1 pseudogene is annotated in these 263 nt (G+C 76.0%); it reads left to right on the forward strand.

The features are described from left to right. Positions 1–263 (forward strand): annotated as a pseudogene (locus B2Y21_RS05435) (isochorismate synthase); the annotation flags it as partial.

Genomic DNA, 263 nt, shown 5'->3' on the forward strand with positions numbered 1-263 from the left:
AGCGCCTGACGCCGGGACCGGCAGCGACCCTGGGCGCGCGCGTGCGCCGCTTCTTCGCCGATCTGCCGGTCGCCCCGGAAACCGATGAGCCGTCGCCGCGTCTGCTGGTCGGCGCCCTGCCGTTCGACCGCAGCGCCGACGACTGCCTGTTCCTGCCCGAGCGCGCGGCCAACCGCATCTGGGACATGCCTTCGGGCGCGCACCGGCCCGCGATCCGCGCCCTGACGCCCGAGCCTTCGCGCGCGGCCTATGAGGCGGCGGTG

The sequence above is a fragment of the Brevundimonas sp. UBA5936 genome, from assembly GCA_002430835.1.
Classification (GTDB): domain Bacteria; phylum Pseudomonadota; class Alphaproteobacteria; order Caulobacterales; family Caulobacteraceae; genus Brevundimonas.